This is a genomic window from Pseudoalteromonas rubra, from assembly GCF_000238295.3.
Taxonomy (GTDB): Bacteria; Pseudomonadota; Gammaproteobacteria; order Enterobacterales; family Alteromonadaceae; genus Pseudoalteromonas; species Pseudoalteromonas rubra.
This window is the reverse complement of record NZ_AHCD03000035.1, coordinates 1,266,891-1,291,428: the sequence shown is the minus strand read 5'-3', so window position 1 is coordinate 1,291,428 and position 24,538 is coordinate 1,266,891. Positions and strand designations below refer to the sequence as shown.

The following is a 24,538-nucleotide window of genomic DNA, read 5'->3' as shown; positions in this document are numbered from 1 at the left end:
TTGGTGTTTGTTGATTTCAGGAATGATTGTGGATCGCTCAACAAAATCTGAACAGGGTAGAAATTTCTACCCTTGAGCTTTGAGTCATCTGTTTCATCATGGTGCTTTAACCAAACCGTGGGGTGAATATGAAACAGGGGTTAAGTGCATTGCTGTTGTGCATGCTGGTGGGGTGTGGTGGCTCAGGTGAGCAACCCGAGGCGCAGCAGCCAGCAGACAAAGTGGCTCAGCAGGTCGCGCAGATAGCGCCAGCGCACACCGAGGTCCAGCTGCACTATGCGGATCAGACCGCCGCGCTTGAATTCAACGTGTACGATGCGCAAGGCAAGCCAATGACGGACGTGGCGCTGAGCTATGAGGTCTCAGATGAGACGCTGATTGCGGTTGATGACACTGGTACCATTACCAGCTTGGGCGGCACGGGCATCGCCAGCGTTGTTGCCTACTGGGGGCAAGTGCGTTCGTCGTCGATTCAGGTGCATAGTTATGGCTTCAACCCCGATGTTCAGGTGATTGAGGACGATGCCGTCACGGAGGTGTTGCATCAGGACACTCAGGGGAAAATTGTGATTAATACAACGGCTGGCTTAGAGGCAACACCGGGCGAGCTGTGGGTGAATCTGGGGGAAACCCCCTTTCTGGGTCGGGTGGCGCAGCAAACAGAACAATCCGGCGATCAGGTCGTGCTCGATGCCGTACCGCTGAGCGACGCCTTTGAAAACCTGGACTACCAGGATGAAGTGGCATTTGAACTGGACAAGACGATACTGCGCGAGGCATTTGGCGACGATGCTGAGATTGTTGAAGATGACCAGGGGTTTACCATCACCTTTGAAGCGACAGACTTGCAAAACCGAGCTGCCCAATTTGCAGCCGAAGGGCAGGGCGCACCTGCTCCGGCCATTTCGACTCAGTGTGAATCGTCGTACGGAGAGCAATTTTCGTGGTCGGGAAAACACCGTTTTTCGGTTGAAAAGGAAACGCTCAGGGCCATTATTCGTGTCAGGGACAGCCATTTCAGAGCTGAATTGCTGGGGGAGCTGGGGCTGCGTTTTCGCAACCAGTTTACCCTTAGTGGTCAGGTGGATGGGGATTTTTCATGTCACTTTCTGACTCGCTCCTTTAAGATCCCGTTATTAAATGCTTCTGTGCTCAGGCTGATCAGCCCCAGAGTTCAGCTGGCATTTGGTGTGGGTGGAGCAGCCTCTGCAACAGCCGACATCAATGTGGTGAACCAGCTCGATTTGACTGGCCAGATGCACCTGGGGGTGGAGTGTGGCAGTCAGTGCGATACTTTACCTGTTACCACCACGCTCAGCAGCCGTTTTACACATAACCTGAACAGCCCGGATAGCTTTGCAACCCAGGCCACGGTTGAGGTCAACGGATACATTATGCCTAAGCTGTTATTACGCTCTTTTGCGGTGCTTGATATCGAGTTCTCTGCACACTCACGCCTTCAGGCTGCCAATCATAACTATCAGTTAAAGCAATATCTGGCAGGCGAGGATAATACTGATTTTGCTGTCGATGCCGATATGTCGGTGCGTTTGGGTGAAGATTTGGCCACGGCGCTGGCCCGCGTTAGTGTCGAGCTGGGTGCGCAAGACTGGCAGGAGGAGATCTATCACAGAGCGCTGTATCGGGGTCAGAGTCTTAAAGCCCGCGAGCCTGAGTTATTGAACGATAAATCCGCTCAGCAGCTGATCCAGACGACCATCATGGAGCATGACGACAGCTTTAAGCCGTTTATTGATTCTCAGGCGATGGCTGGGGGGGCGTTAAACCTGGCGTTCTACACCGGACCTGCAGTGTACAATGAAGCGGCGTCACTAACACCTTATACGCCGGAGACTGTCGCATTTGATGCGTCATCGTCAATGCTGGAGATTGGCATTAACACTGCTGCGCTGAAGGCAGAGCAGCAACAGTTGTATACGTTTTACCAGCCAGGTTTTTTGCCGGAACTGAGCTTTTTGGTCAGTGTGAGCGAGTTATGCCGCGATAGGGTGATTGTGGGCGACCACCCTGAGAAGTCCTTGAGTCGCAGTAAGATCAAGGCCTACGAGGTGCCAGACTTGTCCTCTGAGTTCTATGTTGAGCTGGAAGCTGGCACTGAGGCGGCCCTGACCCGGGTTGTCAGTGAAGATAGCACAGTTCCGATCCCTGGCTGGTATCAAATTGCCATTGACGAAGAAGACGGTGAGCAGACACTGTACTGGGTCTGGTTTGAAGGGCTGTATTTACCTGAGCAGCAAAATTGCAGCGGGTCAGACATCTATCTGGCTAACCCGGCAAGTGGCGTGAGCTTGCTGCTGGATAAGGCCGAGTTCACCGCGGAGCCAGTTTGCTATGCTCTGGCGGGCAGCGAGGTTGAGATACTGGATACAGAATCGAGCTGGCACCAGGTGCGGGTATTATCTGGTGAGTGTCGCTCAAAAACGGGATGGGTTGGGCGTGAAACGGTACACAGCTATAGCCAATGAGGTATGACTCACACCTCGGCATAGGCCTGTGACTGAGTAGGCCTAAAAGAAAAAATGACCAAGGCTGTAGAGCAGCTGATCTTTACTGATATTGCCATGTTTTTTGCGAAACTTATCAAGCACCTTAGTGGCATAGCGGTAGCTGATCCCAGTGTGATCCTCGATCTGCTTCATTGGTTTACCCGAGATCAGGTGGCGAAACACTTGCTGCTCTGTCGGGTTGATTGAGACTATCCGGTTGAACAACGTGGTCATAAACTGATTGTCTGAAAACAACTTAGCATGCAGAGCATTGGCCAGCAGGGTGAGACTGTTGAGGTCTTCGTTAAGGAAAAGCGTAAAGCGGCTATCGCTGAGATCGGAGAAAACGGTCACGCAGGCAAAGCCGCGTTGATCTTGCATAACCGGGATTGTCAGTCCGTTTTGTATATCGTAGTCATAACGGGGCACCTCAATGACATTGCGTTCAACAGCACTGACCTCCCTGCTTTGGGCCTCATGCCACCAGGGGAGTGGATCGCGATGACCAGACAAGGCCGCATGAAAAATAAAGTCATTGGCAACCAGATTCTCGGCACTGTAATGATGCAAAAAGTTGGCTCTGGCCGGATCGGTCATTTCTATAATGGGCTGATTTTCTGCGTCAGGATGAAGCACGGAATTGGGCACAAAACAATAAAAGCCAGATTCAAAGCCAAATTGTCTGATTGCTTCAGAGAACTTTTGAAGACACGTTTGCGTGTCTGTTGCCATGAGGAGGTCTTGTAAAAACGTGCCTTGTTTCAAAACTAACATCCGATCTGAAAAAGGGCGGCAGGGCCGCCCGGTTTGGTCTTATTGTTTGACTGCCTGGATCAGGTTGACTGCGCCAGCGAAGTAGTCACTGCTCTGAGCTTTAATCTCTAATCCTAATGACGTTAACCAGTTACACAAGTCTTCCAGGGGGAAAAAGTGTGCGTTGAAGGTCTTAACGAGTTCGATGTTTTTATTGCAAAATTCATCGAACAAGGGGTGCTGTCCCCAGCGACCTCTTTCATTTGCCAGCAACTGGGCCATTTTTTCTTCTGTCATGTTCGGGTTTGGGTTTACCAGCCATAAAGTACCGCCTTTTTTTAGCTGGTTGGCCAAGTGCTTAAGCTGCTCATAGGGGAACTGCGAAGCATATAAACTGTTGATAGAGCATATGGTTTTAACACCAAAGCCCGATACATAAAACTGCTCTGTCCGCCCATGCTCTGCACTGGCCTGGGTAAATCCCAACTCGTTGATCCGCGTTTGTGCACCTAACACCATTAATGGGTTTTGATCCACGCCGTGGTACTCCAGGCGTTTGTCCGGTATAAATTTAAGCAAGTTGGCAGGTCCGCAGCCAACGTCCAGCACCGGGCCGTCGAGTTGTTTAGCGATATCCAGATACACCTCTTGTTGCACGCTGGTAATGATTTCAGTAAAGGAGCGCTGATAGGGGCCCCAGACAGCATCACTGTTGCATGTTTCTCTGACTAACGTCACCATGTTTCCTTCATAGTATTTAAATGTGGCACTCGGGCTGCGGCGGATAAATCTGGCTGTGTCTTTGCCCAGCGCCTGGCAATCCATACTAATTGCCGTCACTGGAACGTCAGAACCCACATGTATGTCGCAGTTTTGTTTATGAATTGTAGCATTCAAATTATCAGTATAGAAAGGTTCATGCTCAGTTATTATTGCATAAAGCTTGCTTATCCCCAGTCGTTGTGCCGTATCGAATAAAATACTGTACAGCGTATTTGGTCGGATCTGGTTTATAGATGCCAGCTGACCTACGGTTGCAACATATCTGAGTGCATGCTCATCCTCGCCAAACAAATGTCCATACTGGCTTTCCCGGATACTGAAATGATGTATCAAGCCAAACACTGCGATCAGTCTTTTGCCCAGAAAACAGCCAAAGAAGCGGATCTTGTTTTTTCGAATGCTCTTCACTGTGTGTTTGGCATCCTTAAGTCGTTTGTCATACTGCTTGTTAAGCAGTTCTAAGCCGGGATTAATTTGCTTAGTCGTAATTAATTCTTCAACGTATACTTTTTTGATTTTCATCACAATTTCCTCAATTGTGATGAGCGCTCATCAGGTTTATTAAATGAATTCGAACTCAAGCTCGGGATGAAGAATATCGAAGCGAGCGATTGGCTTCAGAGGAGACAAGCTTGTGTGTGTACCTTTTAAGGGGGGCTTGGTGGGCAGGAATGACGTTAATTTAATTATTTAAAATCAGATGGTTAGATTATTCTTTTAACGAGGGTAAGTATCAGCCTGTGCTGTTTCGCAGAGAAGCGCTAAAACAAGCTTGTTAAATGGCCTGATTTTGTGGGTACAAGGGCGAAAATTAATTTAAAGAAAATAGAAAAAAGCGTATTTTGGTTGTTTTTTGTTCGTCTTAGACAAGCTTGTTTGGGCAGAGGCGGGTATAAAAAGGCGAGCATAAAAAAACGCGACACTCAGGTCGCGTTTTTCTTTCGTAGTATGAAGTATTACTTCACTTCTTTACCCGCAGCTTGCTGATCAGCATGGTAGCTGGAGCGAACGAACGGACCACAGGCGGCATGGCTGAAGCCAATTTCGTCGGCGTATTCTTTCAGCGCATCGAACTCTGCGGGTGGCACATAGCGTTTGACCGGCAGGTGGTGCTTAGATGGTGCCAGGTATTGACCAACGGTCAGCATGTCGACGTTGTGCTCACGCAGGTCGCGCAGTACTTCTTCGATTTCTGGCATTTCTTCGCCCAGACCAACCATCAGGCCAGACTTGGTTTTCACCTCAGGGTGCGCTTCTTTAAAGCGACGCAACAGTTCCAGTGACCATTTGTAGTCAGCACCCGGGCGCGCCATTTTGTACAGACGTGGTGCGGTTTCAAGGTTGTGGTTAAACACATCCGGCGGCGTCTCGGTTAAGATCTCCAGTGCGCGGTCCATCCGGCCGCGGAAATCCGGTACCAGGATCTCAATGGTAATACCCGGATTGTGTTTGCGGATTTCACGAATACAGTCTGCAAAGTGCTGTGCACCGCCGTCACGCAAATCATCACGGTCAACCGAGGTGATCACCACGTATTTCAGCTTCATGTCTTTGATAGTCAGCGCCAGTTTTTCCGGCTCTGCGGCATCTGGCTTCAGCGGGCGACCATGTGCGACGTCACAGAATGGGCAACGACGAGTACAAATGGCACCCAAAATCATAAAGGTGGCAGTACCGTGGTTAAAACACTCAGACAGGTTAGGGCATGAGGCTTCTTCACAGACGGAGTGCAGGCCGTGTTTACGCATTGCCTGTTTAATGCCATCGATACGCTCGCTGGATTTAGGCAGACGGATCTTCAGCCAGTCCGGTTTACGGAGCATTTCATCACGCTCGGTCGGCATTACTTTAACCGGGATCAACGCCATTTTTTCTGCGTCGCGGAGCTTTACCCCTGGCTCAATTTTCACTGGTTTACTCATTCGTTTTCAAACCCCTGGGTGTGTATAACCTGCTCGGCCGCGAGGCGCTTGAGCATATGTTTTACCAGGCCATTGCCCGCTTCGATAAGCGTAGCTGGGCCATTAAGTTGACTGGTTTGCACCATTTCCATGCCGGCATAGCCGCACGGGTTGATGCGTAAAAATGGACTCATATCCATGTTGACGTTTAGCGCCAGACCATGAAACGAGCAACCTCGACGGACCCGCAGCCCTAACGATGCGATTTTGGCATCATTGACATAGACGCCCGGGGCATCTGGCTTGGCATAGGCCTCAATGCCGTGTTCCTGAAGCATGTCTATGATGGTTTCTTCAAGCCAGGTCACCAGCTCGCGTACACCAATCTTTAGCCGGCGCAGATTAAACAGCACATACATCATCTGCTGGCCTGGGCCATGGTAGGTTACCTGACCACCCCGATCGACCTTGACGACAGGAATGTCACCGGGTGCTAACAGGTGCTCGGCTTTGCCTGCCTGGCCCTGAGTAAATACCGGCTCGTGCTCAACCAGCCAGATCTCATCCGGGCTGTCATCATCACGGGTGTCGGTAAACGACTGCATTTTTTGCCAGATTGGCTCATAAGCCTGACGGCCCAGTTGACGAACTATGATACTGCGGTTGCTCATATCTCGCTTGCGCCTTATAGCACGTATCTGACGTCTGGCAGCGAGCCTATCTCGGTATAGATTTGCTCAATGTGCTCTTTTGACGTGACAGTGGCAACTAAAGTGACGGACTCGTAGTTGCCTTTGCTGCTAGGCTTGGTCTTTGGCGCATAGTCACCGGGTGCCAAAGTTTGCATCTTTGCCACAACCTGATCGGTCAGGTTGACGTTCGCCAGACCCATGATCTTGAAGGTAAACGGGCAAGGGAACTCTAAGTACTCGTCAAACTTAGTATTTTTTACAGGTGTTACCACAATGGTATCCTCACTACTTGGCTGGGTCTGAACAGACCCTGGCACACTACATATCTTGGCGGGCATTCTAGCATTTTTGCGGCAAAAAAAAACGCCTCCGGTGGGAGGCGTCCTGGATTATAAACCCACTAAAACCGGGGTTATTGCATGATCTGTAAACGTAAGTAGTCGTAAATCTTGCTGAAGAAGCTACCTTCTTCCACTTCTTCAAGTGTAACCAGTGGGTACTGAGCGATGTCTTCCCCTTCCAGTTGCAAGAATAAAGTACCGACCTTGCTGCCTTTCGCCAGTGGTGCTTCGAGGGTTTTGTCCAGCTCGAAGTGGGCTTTGAGGTTTTTACGCTGACCACGTGGAATGGTGATCGGTGTATCCTGGGCAATACCCAGTGATACGGTTTCTTTGTTACCCATCCAGATGCGCTGGTCGGCAAAGCTGTCGCCTGCTTTATAAGGTGTGATGGTTTCGAAGAAACGGAACCCGTAGTTCAGGAGCTTTTTACTCTCGACTTTACGTGCGCGTTCGCTTGCTGTGCCCATAACCACGGCAATCAGACGCATGTCGCCTTTGGTTGCAGAAGTCACCAGGCTGTAGCCGGCTTCTGAGGTGTGACCGGTTTTAATCCCGTCGACGTCCAGGCTGGCATCCCACAGTAGCGAGTTACGGTTGTATTGCTTGATACCATTAAAGGTGAACGATTTCTCTTTGTAGATGGCGTATTCTTCTGGCACGTCACGGATCAGTGCGGCACCCAGGGTTGCCATATCTCGTGGAGTGGTGAACTGCTCAGTGCTGTCCAGACCATGACTATTGGCAAAGTGCGAATTGCTCATCCCCAGTTTTTCGGCATGGGCGTTCATCAGATCGGTGAAGGCGCTTTCACTGCCCGCGATATGTTCAGCCATGGCCACACAAGCATCGTTACCCGATTGGATGATCACACCATAGTTCAGGTCTTTAACGCTGACCTGTTTACCTACTTCGATGAACATCTTCGAAGATTCCGGGAAGTTCTTTGCCCAGGCTTTTTCACTCACGGTAACCATGTCGTCATTGGAGATATTACCGGCTAACAGCTCAGTACCAATCACATAGCTGGTCATCATCTTGGTCAGACTGGCCGGTGCCAGTTTGGTGTCCGGGTTACCCTCGGCAATGACCTTACCTGTGGTAAAGTCGACCAGGAAATAACCCTTAGCACTGACCTGAGGCGGCGACGGCAAGATCTGCGCGCTGGCCGAAAACAGGGTGAACGAACACACGGCACCCACTAAGTGTTTAATAAATTTAGGTTTGAAAACTGTCATTATGCTCGCTTTTTGGTTGTTGATCGGCATGTTTAAAGTCATTACTGAACATTTTAAAGTTCATGTTCAGTGTAAAGCAAGAAGGCGCGATTAAATTCCCCCTGGCGCAATGTCTCTAAGAGCTGCTGCGCCGTGTTATCGTCGGTGATCGGGCCTAATCTTAGCTTGTATAAGTTGTCCTCAAAGGCAATGGGCGTGTCGAGCTGAAATTGCTGCGACAAAGTGCTGGCCAGTGTCTGCACATTTTCGATGTTGCTGGCAGCGGCCACCTGCACATAGGTTAGCCTGGGCGTATCGCGCGCTATGGTAATGGCCTCAATCTTAACCTGTGCTGTACCCTGATGATGAAAGCCCAGCTTATAGGCCGCAGCATAAGATAAGTCAATCAGGCGGTCCTCATGAAAAGGTCCCCGATCATTGACGCGTACTACCGCACTTTTACCATTTTCAACATTGGTGACCCGAACAAAGCTCGGTAACGGCAGCGTTTTGTGCGCGGCGGTCATATCGAACATGTTGAATACTTCACCATTCGAGGTGTAGTAGCCGTGAAACTTGCGTCCGTACCAGGATGCGGTGCCTTCAGCCTGATAGCCTTTTTCATCCGACATAGGCGTGTAGCGTTTGCCCAAAACCTCGTACGGGCGACCTGCGCTGACACTTTTGGCTTCGCTGGTCACCAGCGCATCCTGCATTTCCAGCTCGGTAGGCGCACGCACGGGGGCTTTGTCCTGTTTCACATGATAGCGACTGCTACAGGCGCTTAATACAACAACAAAACCCAGTAGTGCGGCTTGTTTAAACGTCCTCTTGATCACTTCAATAACATCCTCTTATCTGTGGCTATCGACATGATAATGCCAAACCCGGCCATCAGGGTCACCATGGAGGTGCCGCCGTAACTGATCAGTGGCAATGGCACCCCGACAACGGGGAGCAGGCCCGAAACCATGCCGATATTAACAAAAATATATACGAAAAAGGTCAGTGTCAGCGCGCCGGCCAGTAGCTTACTAAAGGCATCTTGCGCATTCACGGCAACATACAGTCCGCGGCCAATAATAAACAGGTACAGGCTGAGCAATATCACCACACCCGTCAGTCCGAATTCTTCACTTAACACGGAAAAAATGAAGTCAGTATGACGCTCCGGCAGAAATTCCAGCTGGGACTGCGTACCTTGCAGCCAGCCCTTGCCCTCAATACCACCTGAACCGATGGCGATTTTTGATTGTATGATGTGATAGCCTGACCCCAGCGGGTCACTTTCAGGGTCTAAAAAGGTCAGTACTCGCTGCTTTTGATAGGCGTGCATACCAAAATGCCACAGGGCAAATCCACCCGGAATGGCCAGCAGAACACCGGAGCCGATCAGCTTCCAGCTGAGCCCGCCAAGAAACAGTACAAAAATCCCCGAGCTGGCGATCAGGATAGACGTACCCAGGTCGGGCTGCTCTTTGATCAGCAAAGTCGGCACCAGCACCATGGCAAAGCCAACAATAATATGGATAAAGCGTGGTGGCATATGGTGGCGGCCAATGTACCAGGCAACCATCATAGGCACAGCGACCTTCATGATTTCGGACGGCTGAAAGCGGGTAATGCCCAGATCCAGCCAGCGTTGCGCACCTTTACTACTGACCCCGACAAACAACACAGCAACCAGCATCAGCAGGCCGATGGTATACATGGGAAACACCAGCCTTTTTAAGGTGTTGGGAGATAGTTGTGCCACAATGAGCATAGCGGCAAAGGCGGCAAACATGCGTTTGCTGTGGCGCACCACCATGTCCATATCCTGGCCGCTGGCACTGTAGACTATGGTGATACTACCGAGCATCATGGCCAGCATGGCAAGCAACAGTGGCAGGTCGATATGCAACCGTTGCCAGATTGTGCGTTGTTGATTCAAGGGGCTCATTGTCCCTCCGTGTCACTGGGGTAGGTGGCAAAATAATAGTCCATCAGGCGCCGGGCTATCGGAGCTGCGATAGCAGAACCACCGCCCTGGTTTTCGACCACAATGGCAACCACAATACGTGGGTCGTTGTAAGGGGCAAAGCCGGTATAAATGGCGTTGTCGCGGTGTCTTTCCTGTAGCTTCTCCGCATCGTATTTTTCACCCTGAGCGATACTGACGATCTGTGCCGTACCGGTTTTACCGGCTGGATCGTAAGTTGCTCCCTTAAACGCTTTATGCGCCGTGCCTGTGGTTTTGTAGACCGTGTTGTGCATTGCTTCGAGGGCAATGCGCCAGTGATCAGGATTCTCTAACACCACGGGGGGTTTCTCATCGATGTACATTTGGGTAACTTCATTGTCATGACGGGCAACTTGTGCAAGATGCGGCGGTCTGTGTGCCCCCTTGTTAACCAAAATAGACACTGCGTTGGCGATTTGGATTGGGGTTGCGGTCCAGTAGCCCTGGCCAATACCAACCGAAATGGTGTCGCCAGGCCACCAGTTTTCTCTGAAACGCTGACGCTTCCAGTCGGTGGTGGGCATAATGGCAGAGGTTTCTTCATGGATATCTATGCCCGATAAATCACCAAAGCCAAACTGGCTCATAAAGTTACTGATCTTGGTGATCCCCAGCTGGTAAGCAGTATGGTAAAAATAGGTGTCACACGACTCTTCGATGGCTTTGTAGACGTCAACGTGGCCATGTCCCCAGCGTTTCCAGTCACGCCAGCGGTGGTCAACATTGGGGATCTGAAAAAAGCCCGGATCCCAGAGTTTAGTTTGTTCTGTGACCAGCCCTTCTTCCAATGCCAGGATGGCTAAATGCGGTTTAACTGTGGAAGCGGGTGCATAGCGACCCTGCGTGACCCGGTTGATCAGGGGCCTGTCGGGATTGAGTAATTCACGGTATTTTTTACTGCTGATGCCATGAACAAATAAGTTGGGGTCATAGCTGGGGTTAGAGTACATGGCCAGTACGCCGCCATCTTTAGGGTCGAGCACAACAATGGCGCCACGCACACCTTCGAGCTCTTTCTGGGCAATTTGTTGCAAACCAATATCCATGGTGAGGACCAGGTCGTCACCGGGCTGTGGCGGTTCCACGCCTAGGGTGCGAATGATACGGCCGCGATTGTTGACTTCGACGCGTTGTGAGCCGACCACGCCATGCAGGCGAGATTCATAGAACTTCTCAATGCCCAGTTTGCCGATATCCCGGGTTGCGCGATAGTTGCTGGCATTGCCTTCTGATTCCAGCTCGGCGAGTTCTTTTTTATTCAGCTTGGCAACATACCCCAGCGCGTGCGTGAGGGTATCACCGTAAGGGTAATAGCGTGCCAGCCGGGCCTCAATACTGAAGCCGGGAAATTTGTGCTGATTAACGGAAAACGTGGCCACTTCTTGCTCATTCAGACGGCCTTTCAGGATCTGGCTTTTAAAGCGACGATTGTGACGAATGTCTTTACGAAACTCTTCGACCTGTTGGTCGCTGATGTCGATAAGCTCACGTACCTGGGTGAGCGCTGTTTCGAGATCGTCCACGTCTTCGGGGATGACTTCCAGGTTATAAACCGGGCGGTTTTCAGCCAGAATGATGCCGTTACGGTCGTAGATCAGCCCCCGGTTTGGTGCGACCGGGATGACTTTGATGCGGTTATCGTTGGAGCGGGTCTGGTAGGTTTCGTGCTCCGTCACCTGCAACTTGTACACGTTGTGTAGCAGCATACCTATCAGGGTAACCACGAAGACAAAGCCAATAAAGGCGCGACGCGCAAACAGGTTTGCTTCTGCGCTGTGATCGCGGATCGTCGGCCTGTGATTGAGCATAATGGCGATTATTCCCTGTGGTAAGGATGGTTGTTATTCAAACTCCAGCCTCGATAGAGGCTTTCAGCTACCACAATGCGCACCAGTGGGTGAGGCAATGTCAGATTAGACAGCGACCATTTTTGCTCCGAGGCGGCGATACATTCCGGCGCTAAGCCTTCGGGTCCGCCAATTAACAAACTGACATCGCGGCCATCAAGCTGCCACTTTTCCATATTGCTGGCAAGCTGGTGCGTGTCCCAGGGTTTACCTGTTACTTCCAGCGTCACGATGCGGTTGCCCTTGGGAATGGCTGCCAGGGTTTTTTCACCTTCCTGCTGCAAAATACGCTTGATGTCGGCGTTTTTGCCGCGTTTACCCGCCGAAATCTCGATAAGCTCCAGCGGCATATCCTTAGGGAAACGCCGCTGGTATTCTTTGAAGCCAGTTTCTACCCAACCAGGCATTTTTGTACCGACTGCGATTAGCTGGATCTTCACATTAACCCCAGAGCTTCTCTAGGTCATAGAAGTCACGTGTCTGGTCTTGCATGACGTGAACAATTACATCGCCTAAATCAACCAGTACCCATTCACCTGTATCCTGACCCTCATGGCCTAACGGGGTTTCACCGGCATGACGGGCTTCTTTGGCCACATGGTCGGCAATCGACTGCACATGGCGCTTGGAGTTACCAGAGCAAATAACCATGTAATCGGTGACGGAAGAGGTATTTCTTACATCGAGGTGAACGATATCGCGGGCTTTCATGTCGTCGACTTTGTCTAATGCAAAATCTAGTAATTGTTTTGAATCCAAATCTCTGTCTCTTTGCTACAAATAAGCGGCAATTGTAACACGGTTAGCAGGGGGAAACTCAAGTCTGTGACTGAGGTTGTCTATCCTCTGCTGTCCGGGCTAAGTATTGTTGCTACTGCTTAGGTACAATTGATGTGCCTGAATATACTCTAGGACTGTATTATTCAGCCAAGGTTCAACGGCTTGGCGTTGTTTTATCGCATTTCTGATGGTACTGGACGCAGCCTCAAATGGTTGACCTGGCAAAAAATAACACAGGCCAGCAGGTTGTGTGCTGAGTTGCTCAGGCTCAGTACAGTGTGCTTGTTTTAGGTAAATCTGTAACGCCGCTGACGGGGCAAAGGCGTCGCCCGGGCGCTGATACACCACAATATGACATAACGACACGATATCCTGCCAGCGATACCATTTGTCCAGGCTATTAAACGAGTCCATGCCCATTAAAAACACCAGGGCCTGATCAGGATACTCAGCTTTGAGTTCTTCCAGCGTGAGCAAAGAGTACGAAGGGGTATCCCGTTCGAGTTCCCTTTGGTCAATGGTGAATCTGGAGTCATGCGCGGTGGCCAGCTGTAACATGGCCAGCCTGTCTGTGGTACTGATGGCTGGGCCTTGTTTGTGCACCGGTACAGCATTGGGGATAAACCGCAGCTCGGACAGCTTGAGTGCCGCCATGCACTGTGTGGCCATATTGATATGACCCAGATGCACAGGATCAAAGGTACCGCCGAACACTGCTATCATGCCAGTTCCTCGTAAGGCAGAGAAAAAGGCAGAGACTGGCAAAAGCTCAGCGCAATGTGTGCTAACGCCTGGTAAGGCGCAACCAGAATATTGCGCTTATAAGCGGAATCGAATTCGGCCAGCAGCACGAGCAACTGTTCCAGTTGCGCGGTGTTCAGTCGATCCAAGGCTTGCTGGGTGCTCTGCTGCTGATTTTTCCATACATTGTGTTTTTTGAATGCGTCCGGCGTCGGTGTGCCCGCTTGTATTAAGTGTTTAAGGTTGAGCAACAGCTGGGCCTGGTTGTGTAGCGTCCAGGCAATGCTGGCAGGCTCAACATTATCGTGAGCCAGTTTATTCAACACTTTAATTAATGTACGTGGGTTGCCACGTAGTAGCCCATCGTTTAAGTCAAAGATGTCAAACTTAGCCTGATTGAGCAGGCCACTAAGCAGTTTTTCCTGATCAATGGGGGCATTTTTATACAGCAGAGATAGCTTTTCCAGCTCCTGATGGGTTGCCAGCAGGTTGCCTTCAGTCGCCTGCAACAGGCTGCGTTTGGCATCATTATTGAGGTTCAGCTTGAGCCGCTTGCACTCATCGTCAAGCCAGCGTTGCAGGTGGTAGCCGGTGAGAGCATAGCAGGGCACAAACAAACCTTGCTTATCCAGCGCTTTAAACCAGGCGCTACGCTGAATATCCTGCGAGGCCTTGGCCCCCTTGAGGATTAAAATCACATCCGGATTCGGGTTGGCTGCCAGCTCTTTTAAGATGGCCACGGCCTGGGTGGGTGGTTTTTGCTGATTAAGATCGAATTCAATCAGTGTCTGGGCGCTGAACAGCGACATACTGTTGTACTGATTGACCAGCTCCTGCCAGTCAAAACCGGGCAGCAGGCTGAATTTGATCACTTCATCAAAGCCCTGGCGTTTAGCCACCTGGCGTACTGAGGTAACGCATTGGGCTTCCTGGAAAGGTTCTTCACCAAAGATCAGATAAAACGGATGCAGGCCCTGTTTAAGCTGGCCTGCTAATTGATTGGCATAACAACGCATCAGAGTTGAGATAATTCGCGAATAATACGGCGACTGGCAAGTTCACGTAACTCGCTAAGGATGATTTCACGTTCCTGCGCTTTACCCAGGGCATTGTCCGGATCATCCTGATAGTTGCGGTACAGTTCAAATTCCTGTTCGATAGGTTCAAACCCAGGGCGCGTGAGGCGATAGCGGACGCTATAAGCCAGCTCATATTGTGCCACCTGACCATTTTTGAACAGGCTCAGTGTCTGGCGTTCAAGGGAATCACGATACAGGTGTAATTCTACGGCATCCTGACCATTACCCAGCTTGGGAGAGGGCAGCAGCTCAACCTGGGCGCGTCTCAGAGCCTGTTTCAGGCTTGAGTAAAGCGCTGACTTACTGTCGGTGCCACTCAGATACAGGACCCTGAGGTCATCAGGCAGGTACGAAGCTTTCTTTAGCTGAAAGCCACATCCTGACAGCGCCACACAGGCAAACAACGCCAGCATGAAACCATGCCAGCGCCTTGTCATACTGAATAAAGGGGTATTCAGCAGGGCAGCCATTAGTTGGCTACCACATTGAACAGTTTACCCGGTACGTAGATTTTCTTACGTATGGTTTTACCCTCGGTAAACTTCAGCACGTTTTCATCGGCAAAAGCCAGAGCTTCAATTTGCTCCTGGGTTGCGTCTGCCGCCACGGTCAGCTTAGTACGCAGTTTACCATTGACCTGTACCACGATCAGCTTCTCGTCTTCTACCAGGGCTGCGGCGTCAACCTGAGGCCAGCGAGCATCGAGAATGTCGCCTTGCTTGCCAAGCTGTTCCCACAGCTCGTGTGACAAGTGAGGTGTGATAGGGGCTAGCATGATGATCATGGCTTCCAGTGCTTCGTTGGCCAGTGCAATGTCCTGAGCGTCTTTCAGTGGCGCTTTGGCCAGCTTATTTGACAGCTCCATGATGGCAGCGATAGCAGTGTTGAAAGTCTGACGGCGCTCAACGTCATCCGTTACTTTAGCAATTGCTTTATGGATTTCTCGACGTAACGTCTTTTGTGCACTGTTCAAGGCGTTCAGATCCAGCTCAGCGGTACCTGCTGCCTTAACGTCTACGGCAAATTTCCAGACCCGGCGCAAGAAGCGGTGGGCCCCTTCTACACCTGAGTCAGACCATTCCAGCGTCTGTTCTGGTGGTGCCGTGAACATCATAAACAAGCGTACGGTATCGGCACCGTACTGTTTGATAACGATTTGCGGGTCGATACCATTGTTCTTTGACTTAGACATCTTGCTCATGCCCGCAGAGAATACCGGCTCACCATCGTCTTTGTGCCAGGCTTTAGTGATGCGGCCCTTGTCGTCGGTTTCGATTTCTACGTCGGTTGGTGAAATCCAGATGTCACCGCCTTTTTCATCTTTGCGGTAGTAAGTTTCAGCCAATACCATGCCCTGACACAGCAGGCGCTCAAATGGCTCACTTGAATTCACCAGACCAAAATCGCGCAGTAGTTTGTGGAAGAAGCGTGCATACAACAGGTGAAGGATCGCGTGCTCAATACCGCCAATGTATTGGTTTACCGGCAGCCAGTAGTTAGCTGCGCCTGGCTCCAGCATGCCTTCGTCGTAACGTGGGCTACAGTAGCGCGCGTAGTACCAGGATGACTCCATAAAGGTGTCAAAGGTATCGGTTTCGTGGAATACCTGCTCACCATTGACGGTGGCCTTGGCCCACTCAGGATCGGATTTAATTGGTGAAGTAACACCGTCCATCACGACGTCTTCTGGCAGACGTACTGGCAGCATGTCTTCGCTGGCAGCCAGCTCGCTGCCATCTGCTTTATTCAGCATTGGGATTGGTGAACCCCAATAGCGCTGACGGCTTACACCCCAGTCACGCAGACGGAAGTTCACTTTGCGCTTACCCGCATTCATACCTTCCAGCTTTTCAGCGATGGCATTGAAGGCTTCTTCAAATTTCAGGCCATCGAACTCACCAGAGTTGATTAGCACGCCTTTTTCGGTAAACGCCGCTTCATTTAAATCAGCTTGTAGTTCGCTGTCAGCTGCCGGGGCAATTACTTGTTTGATTTCCAGGCCGTAGGCGCTGGCAAATTCATAGTCACGCTGATCGTGACCTGGTACGGCCATCACGGCACCTGAGCCGTAATCCATCAGAACAAAGTTAGCAACCCAGATAGGCACTTGCTTACCAGTGAGCGGGTGGATAGCGTAGAAACCGGTCGCGATGCCTTTTTTATCCATGGTGGCCATGTCGGCTTCAGCAACTTTGGTATTTTTGCACTCTTCAACAAACGCAGCGATGTCTGCGTTGTTTTGCGCTGCTTCCTGGGCAATCGGGTGTCCGGCCGCCACAGCAACGTAAGTCACACCCATAAAGGTATCCGGGCGTGTGGTGTAAACGGTGAACTGCTCATCGTTGTCGGCGCGCTTAAAGTCGATTTCCAGACCTTCCGAGCGACCGATCCAGTTACGCTGCATGGTTTTTACTTGCTCAGGCCAGTGTTCAAGCTGGTCCAGGTCGTCCAATAGTTCCTGCGCGTAGTCGGTGATTTTAATAAACCACTGTGGAATTTCTTTTTGCTCAACGATGGCACCTGAACGCCAGCCGCGACCATCGATAACCTGTTCATTGGCCAGTACTGTCTGGTCAACTGGATCCCAGTTTACCGTGGACATTTTTTTGTAAACTAACCCCTTTTCGTACAGTTTAGTGAAGAACCATTGTTCCCACTTGTAGTAATCCGGGTGACAGGTAGCGATTTCACGATCCCAGTCATAACCAAAGCCAAGCAGCTTTAATTGGTTACGCATGTAATCAATGTTCTCGTAAGTCCACTTTGCTGGCGCTGTGTTGTTCTTGATGGCGGCATTTTCCGCAGGCAGGCCGAATGCGTCCCAACCCATAGGTTGCATCACATTTTTGCCCTGGAGTCGTTGGAAACGCGAGACCACATCACCGATGGTGTAGTTACGAACGTGACCCATGTGGAGGCGACCACTTGGGTAAGGGAACATAGACAGACAGTAGTATTTTTCTTTTGATTCGTCTTCAACAACTTTGAAGCTGTTATTTTGTTCCCAATGGGACTGAACTTTAGGTTCGATTTCTTGCGGGTTGTATTGCTCTTGCATTGACGTTTCCAGACTTCTTGCAAACTAATTAGAAAATTGCCGATAGCATACCCGAAAAAACGCGCTGATCACAGCGCTTCAAAGCGGAATTATGAGCGCAAATGGGTGCTGCGATGGTGATTTGTTTCAGGACTGTGACGTTAGCTGAACTATACTGACAAGTAGACATAGAAAATAGGCTGCGAAATAGCGTGAGTCGGGAGGCAAACATGGCGGATTACAAGCGCTGGCTGGATGACTTTTCATTATGGCTGAAAGACGTCAAAGAGCACGAGCTTAAAAAATTGCTCAGAGAGTTTATGGATGCCCAGGAGGCAGTAAAGCAGCTGTCAAAAGACAAGCTGGCAGATTATCGCTATTTTCTTAAGCGTGATCTGGCGCACCTGAGTGAACACAAAGACCATTACGATGATGTGGCCTGGGAAGAGCTCAAGGCCAGCGTAATGTATGAATTGGCTCAGCTGGAAGATCGAACTCAGCTTGAATGGCAGGCATTAGTGCAGGACTTTCAACATGATGGCATTTACAAACAAGGGGAATGGATAGCATTGGGGCAATTAGTGTGTAAAAATTGCGGCCATAAAACGAATGTCTATTATGCGTTGGAAATTCCGTCGTGCAGCGAATGTGGGCACGGTGAGTTTGCTCGTAAGGCACTTACCCCTTAATCACAGCCCTGCACGCGCGTGTCGTGCGGCCGGCCAAGAGAAAGAAGTTAGGAATGACGAAAACCATTAAGCCTTTGAGCAGCGAACAGCTGGCTCCCAGTGTGTCTTTGCCACACATCTCCACGTGCATGCAAAATCCTTATCCGGATCCTTTACCTTTTATCGGTCAGAATCGGGCGCAAAGTGCGCTGGATTTTGCGCTGGGTATGGAGTTGCCCGGCTACAATGTGTTTGTCATGGGCGAAGCGGCAACGGGTCGATTCACCATGGTGAAAGATAAACTCGAAGCCCATTGTAAAACCCGACCGACCCCCAAAGAATGGTTGTATGTCAATAACTACGACGACCACAGAGAGCCCATTGCCTTGTTTATGCAGGCGGGCGAGAGCAAGGTCCTGGCTGACGACATTGATTCTTTCCTCGACGAAGTCGTGGATACGTTTCCGGCTGCATTTGATAACCCGGGTTATCAGCGTAAGAAAAAGTCGCTCGACAGGGACTTTGACAACAAATACAACGCTGCCCTGAGTGCGGTGGAAGAACTGGCCGCGAAGAAAAGCGTTGCTATGATGGAAGAAAAAGGGGTGGTGAGTTTTGCCCCTGTGGTGGATGGCAAAGCGCTTGATGATGCTGAATTTATGGCACTGGAGGAGGCTGTTCAGGAACACTTCTTCGATGCCATTGAAAAGCTCGAAGATTGCCTGATTGAAGCGCTCATTGAACTACCGCGCTGGAAGCGGGAGTCGTCAGAAAAGCTCCGTGAGCTCAAGAAAACCACCATTGAGCTGGCGACTAAGCCTCTGCTGAAGGCACTGGAGCACAAGTATGCCAGCCACATTGGTGTGATCCGCTATCTCAAAGATTTACGCGTAGAAATTGTCGATGCTGTGCTCGACTGGCTCGATGACGATAGCGCGTCAGAAGAGAGCAAAGACGATTTTGACGCTAAGGGCATGCTGAGCGACTTCTTCGCACCTAATATTCTGGTGGAGTTTAAAGAAGGGCAGGCCGCGCCAGTGGTGTACGAGCCTAACCCGACCTTTGGCAATATCTTTGGCAAAATTGAATATGCCAACGCCCATGGAACCCTGATCACCAGTTATCGCTCTATTCAGCCGGGTGCATTGCACCGCGCCAATGGCGGTTACCTGATCATGGACGCCGACAAAGTGCTGGCCAATGCACAGGTCTGGGATGGACTCAAACTGTCTTTGAAAACGCACCAGATTAAAAACGACTTGCCCTATCAGGACAGCTCGGTGGGCAGCAGCTTTACCCTTAAACCTCAGCTGATCCCGCTGGATGTAAAGATCATTCTGCTGGGCTCGCGTGATTTGTATTACACCATTGGTGAGTACGACGAAGAGTTCGGTGAATTGTTCCGGGTACTGGCCGATTTTGACTACTATCTGCCGGACAGTGACCGGCTACAATATCAGTTTGTCACTAAGGTGCAGGAGTACTGCGAGCAGACTTTGAAGTGTACACTGACCGGCGAGGCGCTGGCGCGTTTACTGAAGTTTAGTTATCGTCAGGCAGAGCACCAGAATAAGCTGTCGGCGCGGTTTGCGGACGTACTGGAACTGGTGGCAGAGGCAAGCTATTACGCTAAACAGGATGGGCTGAACGAGATTGATGCGCCGCATATCGATGAAGCCATTGTCGGCAAACAGTATCGCACCGGCCAGCTGAGTGAGAATATGCTAAGTGATATTGAAGAGGGCCACACGCTCATCGCCACAGATGGTGAAGCCGTGGGTAAAGTGAACGGCCTGACAGTGCTGCACATTGGTGATACGGCTTTTGGTACCCCAGCGCGTATTACTGCAACTGTGTATGCTGGCGCAGATGGGGTGATAGATGTTGAGCGCGAAGCGGAGCTGGGTAAGTCTATCCACTCCAAAGGGGTGATGCTGTTGACCGGTTACCTGGGTAACAAGTATGCGCAGAGCTTTAGTCTGACACTCAGCGCCAATATTGCCATTGAGCAAAGTTACGGTTTTATTGACGGTGACAGTGCGTCTTTGGCCGAACTCTGTGGCTTACTGTCTGCCATTACTCAGCTGCCTATCGATCAGTCTCTGGCCCTGACGGGCTCAATTAATCAGCATGGTGAGGTGCAGGCCGTTGGCGGGGTCAATGAAAAGATCGAAGGCTTCTTTAAGTTGTGCAAAATGCGCGGTCTGACCGGGCGCCAGGGCGTGATCATTCCTCGCTCAAACCTGATCAACCTGGTACTGGATGACGAAGTGCTGGCGGCGGCACAGCAAGGCCGGTTCCATATTTTCGCGGTCGCGACGGTGGATGAGGCCTTGTCTTTGTTGATGCAACGAGAAGCGGGAGCGCTGGTGAATGGCCAGTATCCGGATCAAAGTATCAATGCATTGGCACTGGCTCGCCTTGCGCAAATTGCCGACGTGGTTAACGGCGACGACAAAGACCCTGAGAGCGACTCGTCCACTGAACAAGAAAAAGATCATTCATAATTTAGGTAGTCACTATGTCAACAACCAATATTGTTCTCGTCCTGGTCATCGTCGTGCTGGGATGGCTTATTTTTAAAAATGGCAAACAGCAAAAACAGGCGGCGGCAGGCAATCGTATTGAAGCCGCTGAGTTTTTGGCGCAAAACGGGCAAAAGCCGGGGATCACGACTACTCAGTCAGGCCTGCAATATGAAGTGATCAGCAAAGGAGACGGGGATGTCCATCCTGGCCCCACCGATAAAGTGACTGTGCATTATCATGGCACTTTACTGGACGGTTCCGTGTTTGATAGCTCAGTGGCGCGCGGAGAGTCAATTAGCTTTGGGCTGAATCAGGTGATAGCAGGCTGGACAGAAGGCGTTCAGTTAATGACGGTGGGTGATAAGTACCGTTTCTTCATCGGACCTGAGCTGGGTTATGGTGACAGAGCAGCCGGGAAAATAGCGCCGGGGTCACTGTTGATTTTTGAAGTTGAGTTACTGGGTATTGAGTAACAGAAATTAAAAAAGGCCGTAATGGCCTTTTTTAATTGGTGATTGATTACGCCCAGCCGTCGTAGCGCTTACGTCGCGACAACACCAGGGTTAATATCACACCAATCAGAATGCCTGCAATGGCAATACCGCCACCATAGCTTAATAGCATGTGCTGTTCTGTTTGTGCTTTGTTTTTGCTTGCCTCTACCTGAGCTTCAAGCGCTTTTTCCAACTCAGTGATATTGTTTTTTAGCGCCTCATTATCTTGTTGTAATTGTAGATTAGCCTGTTCCAGTTGTGGAATTTGGCTTTGCAACGTATTGAGTTCATTGCTGCTATCGCTGAGTGCCAGATTGGCACTGTCGAGTCGTTGACGCAACCCCGGCTCTGATGTGACAAATTGGCTTTCTACCCATCCTTCGCGTGCTTTGTCATCTCTGATTTGGATAAAATTGTCTTGCTCTGCATTGAGGATGGTGATCGGGCTTCCGGCTTCAACAGAGCCCAGAATGCGATAATTCTTGCCCGGTCCGGTGTGCATGAATAAGTATAAATCGTCGACAATATAGCCATTATTGTCAGTTGCTGACTGCGCCTCTGTGGGCTCATTTTGCAGCTCGGTTTGCTCCGCCATTGCGCTCAATGAGAGCACAGACAGCAGCAGCGGCAAAGCGATATTTTTCAGCATTTGCAGGCCTTAAATATTGATATCGTTATAAAGTTAACAAAATAGTAGGGATTTCCCGGCGCAAAGGCAAGGGGCAGGTTTTGCAGGAAAATGGTGAACAGGTGGTTTTCAGCTCAGTTGTGAGGGCGTTGACGGTGAAGATAGGTGTACATGTTTACACCTGTAATTGACGAAACCGGTTGGGATTGGTGGTGATAATGCGCTAATAATTACTAAAAGGTTTGCAAAGTGCGGACCCTTTGTATATTTTGGAGGTTCGAAAATTACATAGGTAAATCACACCCCTGATGGACACTGAGATAGAACTGAAATTTTTGGTTTCAGACAATGAAGTTCCGCTGATCCCAGCCCTTATTACCCAGTTTGCTAAAAAAGTCAGCAACAAGCCCGCTAAAAATCTGAAAAATGCCTACTTTGATACCCCCAGCCGGGAGTTACGTGCATTAGACATAGGCTTGCGCACACGCTGCAATGATGACGACTGCGAGCAGACGATCAAGCTTGCGGGTGAAGTGGTTGGTGGGTTGCATCAGCGTCCAGAATACAATTTACCCATTCAGGGCAGTCGACCAGATATTCATGCCTTTGACAGCAGTATTTGGCCTATGGGTGTGCAGCTGGAATCAATCGCCAGTAATCTGTTTCCAATCTTTAGCACCAACTTTATTCGCCGTACCTGGCTGATTGAAACTGAGGCTGGCAGTGAGATTGAGGTGGTATTGGACAAAGGCGAGATCAGTGCACAGGGCGCTGTTGAACCTATCTCTGAGCTAGAAATTGAATTGATTGACGGCGACAGAGATGATTTATTTCTGCTGGCCGATCACTTGTTACAGCATATTGGCCTCAGACTCGGATTATACTCCAAGGCGGCAAGAGGCTACCGTATTGCCGATGATAAACCGCTCAAGGCAAATAAAACCCTCGGGGTGATTAAACTGCCTCGAGACTGCTCACAAGAGCAAGCGCTGGTTGCAACCGTCAACCATGGTATTCAGTTTGTGCAGAAACACGAGCAGTGTTATCTCGATGCGCCGAGTCTTAAAACGCTGAAGCGTGTCATTGATGGTGTCAGCCTAATTCGTCATGCATTTTGGTTATTTGAGGAGTTTGTTGACAAATCGTCAACGGAATTTTTGCGCAAAGAACTGAAGTGGCTATTGTCAGAGCTCGGTTGGGTGGAAAATGCCATTCACCTGAAAACTTATACTTCAAAGCGACATGCCTATTACAAGCGGATCTCCAATGCCCCTGAACTGGCTCAGGTCATTGCCGATATGAAAGATGTTCAGCCAACCGTGACAGACATAGAAGATCTGTTCCATTGTTCGCGATACAATCGTTTGATTTTGGCTCTAACTCGCTGGTTACTGGATAAATCGTGGCGTAAAAACTGGGACCAGAACGCTATTACGGCTGCGCAAAGTCCGGTCGAGACCTTGGCTAAACGTGCCTACGACCATGACTGGAACAAGATAACGACACTTTATCCGGCTGATCGGACCATGACAGTGAAAGAGTATCTTGAGTGCCGTCAGCCGCTGGAAAACATGCTGCTAAGTGGTCACTGTTTGGGTAAATTATACGACAAAGAAACCCGTCAGGCGTTCAGAGCGCCCTGGGTTGATATTGTCTATGGTATTTATGAGTTGGAAACCCTGTTTTATCTTCGTAAGTTGTGTGAAGGTCAGCCTAATGAGGCTTTGCAGGATATCCTGGTGTGGTTGCAACAAAAGGCCGATTTCCTGGTCAGTGCGATGGAACAAAGCCGTCAGGCTTCGTTAAACAGTGAACCCTACTGGTAATACATGTCGCCTGGCATGCCCGGGCATACTGCTGTGGCTGGTCTGCTTTGCGGCTTCTGGTCACAGTGCGCAGAGCCAGATAAGTTGGCAGCCCTGGCATCATTCCTCTTTATTTTCTATTAGCTATCAGAAGTTACCCGACCAACCTATGCGGATCCGTGTCACCGGAAAATGGCCGGGCGTCAGCGCAAAATCGGTGATTAACCTGCTGCACGATACCACTCGTGTTTCCCAGTGGGTTAAGCATGTTAGCGCCGTCACAATTTTGTCTCGTCCTGCGCCAAGTCAGGCGCTGGTTTTGACCCACTTTGATTTGCCCTGGCCACTGCGCAAGCGAGATATGGTGACGCATGCCTGTTTATTGCAAAAGTCCCCCGCCAGTTATGAGCTCAAGATACGTTCAGTCGCTGAGTACCCGTCCGAGCCGGGAATGATCCGCATTGAACCTGTCATAGTGCAATGGGTTCTGACGGAACGAGACAATGCCGTTGAGATAGACTACCAGATCTCGGCAGATATTCAGGGCGATGCGCCGCAGTGGTTTGTCGACAAAGTGGCGCTGCGCAATACACGCATATCGTTTAACGCACTGCATGCTTTGTTGCCGGTGCGGATGCACAACGCAGAGGGCTGGGCCATTACGCCCGCAAATACCTGCCCGTTTGAATGATCATCACTCAATCATCGTCTACACTAAAATCAAACTAGCCTGACTTG

The 24,538-nt window shown here is 50.3% G+C and carries 22 protein-coding genes; 6 read left to right on the top strand and 16 right to left on the bottom strand.

The features are described 5' to 3' along the window. Positions 1–128: 128 nt before the first annotated feature. Positions 129–2,486 (top strand): SH3 domain-containing protein, encoded by a 2,358-nt coding sequence (locus tag PRUB_RS16970; protein WP_010382653.1) that lies wholly within the window; start codon positions 129–131, stop codon positions 2,484–2,486. 42 nt (positions 2,487–2,528) lie between these two features. Here the strand turns inward: PRUB_RS16970 and PRUB_RS16965 are convergent, their stop codons facing one another. The 15 genes from PRUB_RS16965 to leuS form a co-directional block, all read right to left on the bottom strand. After that, positions 2,529–3,239, bottom strand: coding sequence for an autoinducer binding domain-containing protein (locus PRUB_RS16965; RefSeq protein WP_010382652.1), 711 nt, complete (start codon positions 3,237–3,239; stop codon positions 2,529–2,531). 81 nt (positions 3,240–3,320) lie between these two features. Then, the gene (locus PRUB_RS16960; RefSeq protein WP_010382650.1) at positions 3,321–4,565 is read right to left on the bottom strand and encodes a class I SAM-dependent methyltransferase; all 1,245 of its coding nucleotides are present in this window, start codon (positions 4,563–4,565) and stop codon (positions 3,321–3,323) included. 434 nt (positions 4,566–4,999) lie between these two features. Further along, complete coding sequence (gene lipA, locus PRUB_RS16955; protein WP_010382649.1) at positions 5,000–5,965, bottom strand: lipoyl synthase; 966 nt, start codon at positions 5,963–5,965, stop codon at positions 5,000–5,002. After that, entirely contained in the window at positions 5,962–6,615 is a 654-nt protein-coding gene (gene lipB / locus PRUB_RS16950) for a lipoyl(octanoyl) transferase LipB (protein WP_010382648.1), read from the bottom strand. The genes lipA and lipB overlap by 4 nt, the downstream gene beginning before the upstream one ends. Before the next feature lie 14 nt (positions 6,616–6,629). Further along, positions 6,630–6,908, bottom strand: coding sequence for a DUF493 family protein YbeD (gene ybeD / locus PRUB_RS16945; protein WP_040644649.1), 279 nt, complete (start codon positions 6,906–6,908; stop codon positions 6,630–6,632). Positions 6,909–7,048: 140 nt separating this feature from the next. Beyond that, positions 7,049–8,212, bottom strand: a complete 1,164-nt coding sequence (locus tag PRUB_RS16940) for a serine hydrolase (protein WP_040644641.1) — start codon at positions 8,210–8,212, stop codon at positions 7,049–7,051. Between the two features lie 53 nt (positions 8,213–8,265). Next, a complete protein-coding gene (locus PRUB_RS16935) occupies positions 8,266–9,027 on the bottom strand; it encodes a septal ring lytic transglycosylase RlpA family protein (RefSeq protein WP_052026399.1) in 762 nt (253 codons plus the stop codon). Further along, the gene (gene rodA / locus PRUB_RS16930) at positions 9,027–10,133 is read right to left on the bottom strand and encodes a rod shape-determining protein RodA (RefSeq protein WP_010382644.1); all 1,107 of its coding nucleotides are present in this window, start codon (positions 10,131–10,133) and stop codon (positions 9,027–9,029) included. The genes PRUB_RS16935 and rodA overlap by 1 nt, the downstream gene beginning before the upstream one ends. Next, on the bottom strand, positions 10,130–12,001 hold the full coding sequence (mrdA, locus tag PRUB_RS16925; RefSeq protein ID WP_010382643.1) for a penicillin-binding protein 2: 1,872 nt from the start codon (positions 11,999–12,001) through the stop codon (positions 10,130–10,132). The genes rodA and mrdA overlap by 4 nt, the downstream gene beginning before the upstream one ends. A gap of 8 nt (positions 12,002–12,009) precedes the next feature. Beyond that, entirely contained in the window at positions 12,010–12,480 is a 471-nt protein-coding gene (gene rlmH, locus PRUB_RS16920) for a 23S rRNA (pseudouridine(1915)-N(3))-methyltransferase RlmH (protein ID WP_010382641.1), read from the bottom strand. Between the two features lies 1 nt (position 12,481). After that, positions 12,482–12,799 (bottom strand): ribosome silencing factor, encoded by a 318-nt coding sequence (gene rsfS, locus PRUB_RS16915; RefSeq protein ID WP_010382639.1) that lies wholly within the window; start codon positions 12,797–12,799, stop codon positions 12,482–12,484. Positions 12,800–12,898: 99 nt separating this feature from the next. Continuing rightward, positions 12,899–13,543 carry a nicotinate-nucleotide adenylyltransferase gene (gene nadD, locus PRUB_RS16910; RefSeq protein ID WP_010382638.1) on the bottom strand — a complete coding sequence of 215 codons (645 nt, stop codon included), beginning with the start codon at positions 13,541–13,543 and terminating at the stop codon, positions 12,899–12,901. Then, positions 13,540–14,577, bottom strand: coding sequence for a DNA polymerase III subunit delta (holA, locus tag PRUB_RS16905; protein ID WP_010382637.1), 1,038 nt, complete (start codon positions 14,575–14,577; stop codon positions 13,540–13,542). The genes nadD and holA overlap by 4 nt, the downstream gene beginning before the upstream one ends. Next, positions 14,577–15,110: an LPS-assembly lipoprotein LptE gene (locus PRUB_RS16900; RefSeq protein ID WP_010382636.1), complete on the bottom strand. Its 534-nt coding sequence runs from the start codon at positions 15,108–15,110 to the stop codon at positions 14,577–14,579. The genes holA and PRUB_RS16900 overlap by 1 nt, the downstream gene beginning before the upstream one ends. Next, the gene (gene leuS, locus PRUB_RS16895) at positions 15,110–17,698 is read right to left on the bottom strand and encodes a leucine--tRNA ligase (RefSeq protein WP_010382635.1); all 2,589 of its coding nucleotides are present in this window, start codon (positions 17,696–17,698) and stop codon (positions 15,110–15,112) included. The genes PRUB_RS16900 and leuS overlap by 1 nt, the downstream gene beginning before the upstream one ends. A gap of 209 nt (positions 17,699–17,907) precedes the next feature. On the opposite strand from leuS, the gene PRUB_RS16890 reads away from it, so the two are divergent. The 3 genes from PRUB_RS16890 to PRUB_RS16880 are packed head-to-tail and all read left to right on the top strand — an operon-like array spanning position 17,908 to position 21,346. Continuing rightward, complete coding sequence (locus PRUB_RS16890; protein WP_010382634.1) at positions 17,908–18,366, top strand: zinc ribbon-containing protein; 459 nt, start codon at positions 17,908–17,910, stop codon at positions 18,364–18,366. 53 nt (positions 18,367–18,419) lie between these two features. Next, the gene (locus tag PRUB_RS16885) at positions 18,420–20,852 is read left to right on the top strand and encodes a Lon protease family protein (RefSeq protein WP_010382632.1); all 2,433 of its coding nucleotides are present in this window, start codon (positions 18,420–18,422) and stop codon (positions 20,850–20,852) included. Between the two features lie 14 nt (positions 20,853–20,866). Beyond that, entirely contained in the window at positions 20,867–21,346 is a 480-nt protein-coding gene (locus tag PRUB_RS16880) for an FKBP-type peptidyl-prolyl cis-trans isomerase (protein ID WP_010382631.1), read from the top strand. A 46-nt stretch (positions 21,347–21,392) separates the two neighbouring features. Here PRUB_RS16880 and PRUB_RS16875 read toward each other — a convergent pair whose 3' ends face one another. Further along, complete coding sequence (locus tag PRUB_RS16875) at positions 21,393–22,016, bottom strand: TIGR04211 family SH3 domain-containing protein (protein ID WP_010382630.1); 624 nt, start codon at positions 22,014–22,016, stop codon at positions 21,393–21,395. 287 nt (positions 22,017–22,303) lie between these two features. Between PRUB_RS16875 and PRUB_RS16870 the strand changes: the two genes are divergently transcribed. Together PRUB_RS16870 and PRUB_RS16865 are read left to right on the top strand one after the other, a co-directional pair. After that, positions 22,304–23,821: a CYTH and CHAD domain-containing protein gene (locus PRUB_RS16870; RefSeq protein WP_010382629.1), complete on the top strand. Its 1,518-nt coding sequence runs from the start codon at positions 22,304–22,306 to the stop codon at positions 23,819–23,821. Beyond that, positions 23,805–24,491 carry an START domain-containing protein gene (locus PRUB_RS16865; protein ID WP_010382628.1) on the top strand — a complete coding sequence of 229 codons (687 nt, stop codon included), beginning with the start codon at positions 23,805–23,807 and terminating at the stop codon, positions 24,489–24,491. The genes PRUB_RS16870 and PRUB_RS16865 overlap by 17 nt, the downstream gene beginning before the upstream one ends. Positions 24,492–24,538 lie beyond the last annotated feature (47 nt).

Excerpts from the sequence above, each read along its gene's own strand:
- PRUB_RS16965 (WP_010382652.1), bottom strand. The coding sequence starts at position 3,239 with ATGGCAACAGACACGCAAACGTGTCTTCAAAAGTTCTCTGAAGCAATC.
- PRUB_RS16890 (WP_010382634.1), top strand. The coding sequence starts at position 17,908 with ATGGCGGATTACAAGCGCTGGCTGGATGACTTTTCATTATGGCTGAAA.
- PRUB_RS16875 (WP_010382630.1), bottom strand. The coding sequence starts at position 22,016 with ATGCTGAAAAATATCGCTTTGCCGCTGCTGCTGTCTGTGCTCTCATTG.
- PRUB_RS16870 (WP_010382629.1), top strand. The coding sequence starts at position 22,304 with ATGGACACTGAGATAGAACTGAAATTTTTGGTTTCAGACAATGAAGTT.
- PRUB_RS16970 (WP_010382653.1), top strand. The coding sequence starts at position 129 with ATGAAACAGGGGTTAAGTGCATTGCTGTTGTGCATGCTGGTGGGGTGT.
- PRUB_RS16960 (WP_010382650.1), bottom strand. The coding sequence starts at position 4,565 with ATGAAAATCAAAAAAGTATACGTTGAAGAATTAATTACGACTAAGCAA.
- holA (WP_010382637.1), bottom strand. The coding sequence starts at position 14,577 with ATGCGTTGTTATGCCAATCAATTAGCAGGCCAGCTTAAACAGGGCCTG.
- PRUB_RS16885 (WP_010382632.1), top strand. The coding sequence starts at position 18,420 with ATGACGAAAACCATTAAGCCTTTGAGCAGCGAACAGCTGGCTCCCAGT.
- mrdA (WP_010382643.1), bottom strand. The coding sequence starts at position 12,001 with ATGCTCAATCACAGGCCGACGATCCGCGATCACAGCGCAGAAGCAAAC.
- lipA (WP_010382649.1), bottom strand. The coding sequence starts at position 5,965 with ATGAGTAAACCAGTGAAAATTGAGCCAGGGGTAAAGCTCCGCGACGCA.
- PRUB_RS16880 (WP_010382631.1), top strand. The coding sequence starts at position 20,867 with ATGTCAACAACCAATATTGTTCTCGTCCTGGTCATCGTCGTGCTGGGA.
- rodA (WP_010382644.1), bottom strand. The coding sequence starts at position 10,133 with ATGAGCCCCTTGAATCAACAACGCACAATCTGGCAACGGTTGCATATC.
- leuS (WP_010382635.1), bottom strand. The coding sequence starts at position 17,698 with ATGCAAGAGCAATACAACCCGCAAGAAATCGAACCTAAAGTTCAGTCC.
- PRUB_RS16900 (WP_010382636.1), bottom strand. The coding sequence starts at position 15,110 with ATGGCTGCCCTGCTGAATACCCCTTTATTCAGTATGACAAGGCGCTGG.
- nadD (WP_010382638.1), bottom strand. The coding sequence starts at position 13,543 with ATGATAGCAGTGTTCGGCGGTACCTTTGATCCTGTGCATCTGGGTCAT.
- lipB (WP_010382648.1), bottom strand. The coding sequence starts at position 6,615 with ATGAGCAACCGCAGTATCATAGTTCGTCAACTGGGCCGTCAGGCTTAT.
- PRUB_RS16940 (WP_040644641.1), bottom strand. The coding sequence starts at position 8,212 with ATGACAGTTTTCAAACCTAAATTTATTAAACACTTAGTGGGTGCCGTG.